Annotated in this window: 8 protein-coding genes; 1 reads left to right on the top strand and 7 read right to left on the bottom strand. The window is 49.8% G+C overall.

The annotated features are described in order from the left end of the window. Positions 1–170: 170 nt before the first annotated feature. The 7 genes from serS to ACYVK4_RS06400 all read right to left on the bottom strand — a co-directional run bounded on the left by serS (position 171) and on the right by ACYVK4_RS06400 (position 5,293). Positions 171–1,442 (bottom strand): serine--tRNA ligase, encoded by a 1,272-nt coding sequence (gene serS / locus ACYVK4_RS06430; protein WP_461126648.1) that lies wholly within the window; start codon positions 1,440–1,442, stop codon positions 171–173. Position 1,443: 1 nt separating this feature from the next. After that, a complete protein-coding gene (locus ACYVK4_RS06425; protein WP_461126647.1) occupies positions 1,444–1,683 on the bottom strand; it encodes a HEPN domain-containing protein in 240 nt (79 codons plus the stop codon). An 87-nt stretch (positions 1,684–1,770) separates the two neighbouring features. Beyond that, the gene (locus tag ACYVK4_RS06420; RefSeq protein WP_461126646.1) at positions 1,771–2,079 is read right to left on the bottom strand and encodes a nucleotidyltransferase domain-containing protein; all 309 of its coding nucleotides are present in this window, start codon (positions 2,077–2,079) and stop codon (positions 1,771–1,773) included. 62 nt (positions 2,080–2,141) lie between these two features. Then, positions 2,142–3,467 (bottom strand): aspartate kinase, encoded by a 1,326-nt coding sequence (locus tag ACYVK4_RS06415; protein ID WP_461126645.1) that lies wholly within the window; start codon positions 3,465–3,467, stop codon positions 2,142–2,144. Between the two features lie 103 nt (positions 3,468–3,570). Beyond that, on the bottom strand, positions 3,571–4,071 hold the full coding sequence (ribH, locus tag ACYVK4_RS06410) for a 6,7-dimethyl-8-ribityllumazine synthase (protein ID WP_461126644.1): 501 nt from the start codon (positions 4,069–4,071) through the stop codon (positions 3,571–3,573). A gap of 216 nt (positions 4,072–4,287) precedes the next feature. Further along, positions 4,288–4,983, bottom strand: coding sequence for a tetratricopeptide repeat protein (locus ACYVK4_RS06405; RefSeq protein ID WP_461126643.1), 696 nt, complete (start codon positions 4,981–4,983; stop codon positions 4,288–4,290). A gap of 79 nt (positions 4,984–5,062) precedes the next feature. Next, positions 5,063–5,293, bottom strand: a complete 231-nt coding sequence (locus tag ACYVK4_RS06400) for a DUF4926 domain-containing protein (protein ID WP_461126642.1) — start codon at positions 5,291–5,293, stop codon at positions 5,063–5,065. Positions 5,294–5,545: 252 nt separating this feature from the next. Here ACYVK4_RS06400 and ACYVK4_RS06395 point away from each other — a divergent pair, with 252 nt between their 5' ends. Beyond that, positions 5,546–7,927, top strand: coding sequence for a TonB-dependent receptor (locus ACYVK4_RS06395; protein ID WP_461126641.1), 2,382 nt, complete (start codon positions 5,546–5,548; stop codon positions 7,925–7,927). Positions 7,928–7,963: the final 36 nt, after the last annotated feature.

The following is a 7,963-nucleotide window of genomic DNA, read 5'->3' as shown; positions in this document are numbered from 1 at the left end:
TCTAGCCTGGATTCTGATCTTCAGTTAAACGAATGCTAACCTGCATTTAGCCATTATTCACTTAATTAGTGTTCAGGTAAAAAAGGAAGGCGTGCCATGGTTCGAACCGTGGCACGCCTTCCTTTTTTTACCAAAATGTGGTACCGAGCGTCGGCCCGCTCGGTATTACATCAGTCGATCACCTCAAATCCGCAATACGGTACCAGCACTTTCGGAATCCGGATACCTTCCGGCGTTTGGTTGTTTTCCAGAATAGAAGCCAGAATGCGGGGCAGCGCCAGTGCCGAGCCGTTTAGGGTGTGCATGAGCTGCATTTTTCCCTCTAGCTTGCTCCGTAATTTGAGCCGGTTGGCCTGATAGGTTTCGAAGTTCGAGACGGAGCTTACTTCAAGCCAGCGTTGCTGTGCCGCCGACCACACTTCCATGTCGTAAGTAAGAGCCGAAGTAAAGCCCATATCGCCCCCACACAGGCGCAGAACGCGGTAAGGGAGTTCCAGTTTTTGTAGCAGGCCCTGCACGTGCAGGCTCATTTCTTCCAGTGCCGCGTACGAGTTTTCGGGCCGTTCGATGCGCACGATTTCCACTTTGTCGAACTGGTGTAGCCGGTTCAACCCGCGAACGTGAGCACCCCACGAACCCGCTTCCCGTCGGAAACAGGGTGTGTACCCCACATTTTTCACCGGCAACTGATTTTCGTTCAGAATGACATCCCGGTAAATATTTGTAATGGGTACTTCGGCGGTTGGAATCAGGTAAAGTTTATCGTCGGTGGCGAAATACATCTGCCCTTCTTTATCGGGCAGTTGCCCGGTGCCGAATCCCGAATCTTCATTGACCAGAATCGGTGGCTGAACTTCTACGTACCCGGCTTTCAGCGCTTCGTCGAGGAAGAAGTTGATCATCGCCCGCTGAATCCGCGCTCCTTTGCCTTTGTAGACTGGAAAACCCGCTCCGGTGATTTTGACACCCAGTTCGAAGTCGATGATGTCGTACTTTTTGATCAGCTCCCAGTGTGGTTGTGCGGCTTCGTGAAGCGTGGGCTTGTCGCCATGTTCCAGAATAGTTTCGTTATCGTCAGCACTGCGACCGGCAGGAACGCTGCTATGCGGAATGTTCGGAATAGTGACGAGCACCGCCTGCAACTCAACTTCTACCTGGCGCAGGGCTTCGGCGAGGTCTTTTGAGCGAACTTTCAACTCGGCGGTTTCAGCTTTGGCGGCTTCGGCAGCGGTCTTGTCCCCCGCCTTCATTAACGCCCCAATCTGACTGGCTTTGGCGTTGGATTGCGCTAATACATCGTCAAGCTCCTTTTGGGTATCGCGCCGTTTCTGGTCAAGCGTCAGCACATCGTCGACGACCGTTTCGGCATTGGCGAAATATCGTTTGCCAAGGCCCGCCAACACGGTGTCTTTATTCTCGCGGATAAAATTGAGTTGCAGCATATTATTGGTTAATCAGACGTTTGATAACGTCAATAAATTCCTGAGTTTGTGGGAGTAGGGGAACAATATCATTCTCATCGAATGTAGAAAAGGCCGCATAATCACTCTCGTGTCGTGCGTCTGATAGGCGTACATATAACTTTCCCCATCTTGACTCTACCTTACCGGTTTTTATGAAATGCAACTCAAACATTGCTTTGGCACCTGAATGTGATTTGATTCGAATGTCTTCCTGAGTCATTAACGCCATCTATTAGTAACCGAGCCGTTGCAAGAGTCATATCGGCACGCTCAAGACGATACTTGACCAAATCAACTTTAGTACCGCTCATAGTCTGATGCCCTCGTCCATTACATTCTGATACAAGTCCGTAACTTCATAACGACGTCTTTCCCGCTGGGGCCAAACAACGGTGCTGATCATTCGACCGGTCTCTAATTGAATGTCGTATAATTTATCTGAAAACTGCCACCTCCTCCCCCTGGACAGGTCGTTGTTCGTAAATACTAAAAAATCCCAGTCCGAATCCGCACGAGCATCGCCCCGCGCTCTTGACCCGAACAGCCAAACTTCGGCCTGGGGGTCAATTCCGCAGACTTGCTTCTTTACTACCTGTAAAAATTGCTCGTCAGTCATAGTGAGTTGGGAAGTAGTAGACCTATAAGGTTTTTGAAACCTTATAGGTCTGAAGCGCAAAGTTACACCGAAAACAATCCGTCGTTCAAGGCGTTCAGCGCGTCGGCCTTGTAACGGCCATGAACGAGCAGCGACAGGTTGCTCTCGGTACCGCCATAGGAGACCATCCGGATCGGGATGTTTTTCATGGCGTTGAACACCCGCACCGCTACCCCTTCGTTATCGGCGCTGAAGTTACCTACAATACAAATGATGGTCTGGTCGTGATCGGGCTCTTCGAGCGTACAGAACGTGTTCAGTTCGTCCGTAATTTCCTGCAGACGCTCAGTATTGTCAATCGTTACGGAAACCGATACTTCGGAGGTCGTTATCATATCGACCGGCGTTTTGTACTTCTCGAAAATTTCGAAGATCCGGCGCAGGAACCCATACGCGTTCAGCATACGGGTCGAGTGAATGTACAGGGCCGTGATGCCGTCTTTGGCCGCAATCGCTTTGAAGACTTCGCTGGAGGTACGGTCGGCGATGAGCGTGCCGGGAGCGGCCGGGTCCATGGTGTTTTTCAACCGAACGGGAACACCGAACATCCGGGCAGGCGTAATCGTGGACGGATGCAGAATCTTCGCACCGAAATACGCCAGCTCAGCGGCTTCGTCGAAGGTCAGTTCGCGAACGGGGAAGGTGTTTTTAACGATACGCGGGTCGTTGTTGTGCATCCCGTCGATGTCGGTCCAGATCTGGATTTCTTCCGCCCGGATGGCACCGCCAATCAGCGAAGCCGTGTAATCCGAACCACCCCGCTTGAGGTTGTCGACTTCGCCCCGTGGGTTCCGGCAAATAAAGCCCTGCGTAACAATGATCTGCTTATCGGTGTGAGCGGGCAGCAGTTCGGCCAGTTTTTGCTCGGTATACTGAATCTCAGGCTCGTTGTCGGCGTCGATACGCATGAACTCCAGCGCGGGCAACAACGTAGACGGAACCCCTTCCTCAACCAGATACGCCTGGAAAATCTGCGTACTCAGCAACTCACCTTCGGCCACCAGTTCTTTCTCCTGCTTCAACGTAAACGGCTTGATACCCGTCAGCGAGCGGATGAACGAGAATTCGCTATCCACAATCTTCTGACCGGCCGCTTTCCCATCGGCGGTTTTGTACAACTCGCTCAGAAAGGCATCGTAATGCGCTTTCAGTGCGTCGATTTTGGCATGTGCATCGGCATCGTTATTCGCTTTCAGCGACTCGCCGATGGCCAGCAGGGCGTTGGTGGTGCCGGACAAAGCCGACAGAACGACGATTTTACGGGTATCGTCGCTGGTAATCAGAGTACGGATGGAGTGCATACGCTCGGGCTTCCCGACCGATGTGCCGCCAAATTTCCAGACGTGCATAATAGTGAAAGAGTGAATGAGTGAAAGAGCGAAAGATTGAATATCAGGTGAGTTGAGTGGATATGCAATCCTTTCACCATTCGCTCTTTCGCTCTTTCGCTCTTTAAAATTTACTATAAACCTGTTGTTGTAAGCCTAACATTTTGATAGCGGTGATGGCCGCTTCGTCGCCTTTGTTGCCGTGTTTGCCACCCGCCCGGTCGATGGCCTGCTGCTGGTCGTTAGGCGTCAGGACGCCGAAGATAACGGGCTTGCCGGTTTTGAGGCTAACGTTGGTGAGCCCCTGCGCCACGGCGTGGTTAATGTAATCGTTGTGCTTGGTTTCGCCCTGAATGACACAGCCGAGGGCAATAACGGCGTCGATATCGTCGCGCTGCGCGAACCAGAGCGACGCTAAACTCAACTCGTAGCTACCCGGCACGTTGCCCCGAATGATGTGTTCGGCCCTGGCTCCGTGAGCAAGCAGCGTTTGATACGCTCCTTCAAATAAGGCTTCGGTCACTTCGGTGTTCCATTCAGAAACCAGAATGCCAAATTTTCGGTGGCTTATATCGGGGAGTTCGTCTGTTGAAAAGACGCTGAGGTTTTTTAAGTCTGATGCCATCTAAACCGGGATTTTTTTGATTTTAATGATTGCCTTGATTATACTGCCTTGCGGATTTTTTTGATTTTACTAGTCCTACTATTCAGGTCTTCTTTGAAGGCCAATATCACTAATCATAGTCAGTCAATTAAATCAAATAAATCCCGGTTAAGACAATAAAAAAGGACAAAACCGGGTTGGCTTTGTCCTTTGCTGTATTGATCTATTCAAGTACGCTTACGACTCGCCAACCGCTGCATCCAGCACGGATTTATACTTTTTCGCATTGGGCGCTTCGGCCGACTGGCCGTACTTTTCGATAATTTCGTTGTAGGTCTCGATCGCTTTATCGTTCTGTTTGGCTTGCTCATAAGCAAGGGCCAGCTTCATGAGGTAGCCGGGCGTGAAGAACTTGTTCGATTTGTAGTCAGCTGCTTTGCGGTAGTAATCGGCCGCTTCGTCGAAGCTTTTCTTTTCCATGTAGGCATCACCGATGAGCGCGTAGGCACGAGCCTGCACCAGCAGATCCGACGAACTGAAGCTTTTCAGATGGTCGATAGCCTCATCGTATTTAGCTTCTTTCAGTAAACCAATACCGGCATAAAATTCGGCCAGATTACCGCTGGCGGTCGAGCCGTAATTATCAGCAACGGCCAGTAAACCAGGGTTTCTGCCATCGCCATTGAGGGCTTTCTTCAGCGAATCGGCTTCGAGTTGGTAGACCGACGGGAACATTTCAACCTGAGCTGTTTCGTCCTGAGAGCTTGTATAGAACCGATAGCCCACAAAACCAGCCACCAGCAGTACAATACCGCCCAGGATACCCAGCACAATATTTTTGTTCTGTTGGAAATAATCACCAACATCTTCTAATTTTCCTTCTAAGGCGTCCGGGTCTTCTAAAAAGTCCAGGCCTGGATTCTTCTTGCTCATGCTTTTGCAATTTGGAGTGCAAAATTAGGAATATTTACAATCATGGAAAAGGGTATGCCTCAAAAGTTTACGATTCATTTTATTCCTGTAGCGTCATATCGCGTACAGCCAGTACTTCCGAAGAACGTACAGGTCTGATTTGATGCGCCAGAAGCGTCTCAATCGCAACTGCTTCACCCGTAAGTGTCACAAATTCAACTTCGAATCCTTTGCCTTCGTTATAAACAGTCAAAATCGTGCCAACATCACCAATTTTCAGGCGTCCGCCTGCTAAATCTTCCTGAAGTACAACTAAATCAAACTCGCTCATACGTCAATATACTAGTTCAAAACAAAAAACGATGGATGGCGAAATCTTGTTTTGTTAAAATTGAGTTAACTTTGCCTCGCTAATCTTCTAAGGGGTGCCCTAACCTAACGGGCTGAGATTATACCCATTGAACCTGCGCGGGTAATGCCGCGAAGGGAAATGAATTCACAGATTGTGTCTGTGGGTGTTTACAACCATCATACCTAATAAAAGGTAGGACAGGCCCCTTGCCTATCGTCAAGCTTTTTCGTCATGAAAAAACCGACGACTTACTTTTTTCTATTTATAGCCCTTTTGTGGCTATCCATTCGTCCCGCCTGGGCGCAACTCACCATTTCTGGGGTTGTCAGCGATGCCGACGGTGGTCTGCTGCCCGGTGCATCTGTTGTACTGACAGGTACGTATAAAGGTACCTATACGGATGCGTCTGGTACGTTTCGACTGACCAACCTCAAAGCGGCCCCTGTTGTACTACAGGTATCTATGTTGGGTTATGAAACTAAAACACAGACGGTTGATCCAAATCAAAACGCTTCACTATCGATAAAATTATTGAAAACCGCCGTTGCGGTCGATGAAGTCGTAGTGAGTGCCACCCGCGCCAATCAGAAATCGGCCATTGCCTATACCGATGTTACGCGCCGGGACCTCAACAAATTGAACCTGGGGCAGGATATTCCGCAACTGCTCAATTTCACGCCTTCCATCGTCACGACCTCCGATGCCGGGGCGGGTGTGGGCTATACCGGTATTCGCATTCGCGGGTCCGATGCCACACGGGTAAACGTAACGCTGAACGGTATTCCGTATAACGATGCCGAGTCGCAGGGGACGTTTTTTGTGAATATGCCGGACTTTGCGTCGTCGGTGAGTACGGTTCAGATTCAGCGCGGGGTAGGTACCTCGACCAATGGTGCCGGGGCTTTTGGGGCGTCGGTCAATATTCAGACGAATAAGCTGGAAGAGAAGCCCTATGCCGAAGTGAACCTGTCGGGTGGCTCGTTTGGGACGCGAAAAGTGAACGTACTGGCTGGAACGGGCCTTTTAAATAACCACTTTGTGTTGGATGCCCGCCTGTCGAAGATTTATTCAGATGGCTATATCGACCGTGCTTCGTCTGATCTGAAGTCGTTTTATCTCTCGGGCGGCTATTATACCAAAAAGAGTTTCTTTCGGCTCAATGTGTTTTCAGGCCAGGAGAAAACGTACCAGGCTTGGAACGGCGTGCCGGAACAATTCCTGAAAACGAACCGGACCTACAACTCTTTCACGTACGACAACCAGACCGACAACTATCAGCAGGATAATTACCAGTTGATCACCTCGCACGAGCTGACTAAAAACTGGCGGGCTAACCTGTCGTTCTTCTACACAAAAGGAAAAGGGTATTATGAAGAATATAAAACGGATGATGCCTTCAGCAAGTACGGTCTGCCGAATGTCGTGATTGGTGATTCGACCATCCAGCGCACGGATCTGATTCGGCGGCTGTGGCTCGACAACGATTTCTATGGCACCGTCTTTTCGTTCGATTATAACAGCTTCGGGAAGTTGACAGCCAATATTGGTGGGGGCTGGAATCAATACAAAGGCATTCACTACGGCGAAATTATCTGGTCGAGGGTGGCCGGGAGCAGTAATATCCGCGATCGCTATTATCAGGACGATGCGACCAAACGTGATTTCAATCTGTTTGCTAAAGCGTTTTATCAGTTTACGCCTAAGCTGAATGGTTTTGCTGACGCGCAGATTCGGACGATTAACTATTCATTTCTAGGCTTCAACAGCCAACTGCAGAACGTTCAGCAGGATGCAACGCTCACTTTCTTCAACCCAAAGGCGGGTTTAACTTACACCATTAACGACCGCAGCACAGTATATGCGTCGGTAGGCGTGGGGCAGCGGGAACCAAACCGGAACGATTACACCCAATCGACGCCCGAAAGTCGCCCGAAAGCGGAGAAGTTGATCGACTACGAAGCGGGCTATAAAGTGCAGAACGAGAATCTGGCATTTACGGCCAACGCCTATTTTATGAACTATAAAAATCAACTGGTTTTATCGGGTCAGTTGAACGACGTAGGGGCGTATAACCGGGTAAATATTCCGAGCAGTTACCGGGCCGGTATCGAGCTGGAAGCGGGGGCAAAACTAGCCAAACAACTGCGCTGGAATGTCAACGCGACCTTCAGTCAGAACAAGGTGAAGAACTTCACGGAGTATCTGGATAACTTCGATAACGGCCAGCAGGAAAGCCGTCAGTATAGCCAGACGGATATTTCGTTTTCGCCCAACGTCATTGCCGGTTCGCAGTTATTGTTCACGCCCGCTAAAGGCCTGGAACTGGGCTTACTCTCGAAATACGTGGGTAAGCAGTACATGGACAACACCTCGAACGAAAGTCGTAAACTGAACCCCTACTTCACGAACGACATTCGGGTGATATACTCAATCAAGCCCAAATTCGCGCAGGAAATCGCGTTCACACTGCTGTTCAACAACGTGCTCAACGAACTGTATGAGTCGAATGGCTACACCTACGCGTATATCTCGGAAGGGAAAGTAACAGCCGATAATGGGTATTATCCACAAGCGGGGAGGAATTTCCTGGCGGGGGTTCGGGTGCGTTTCTAAACCAGGATTTATGTGATTTTTTTGACTGACTATGAT

It is taken from the genome of Spirosoma aerophilum, from assembly GCF_054782495.1.
Note: the sequence above shows the minus strand (reverse complement) of the source record. Positions and strands in the feature narration are given on the sequence as shown.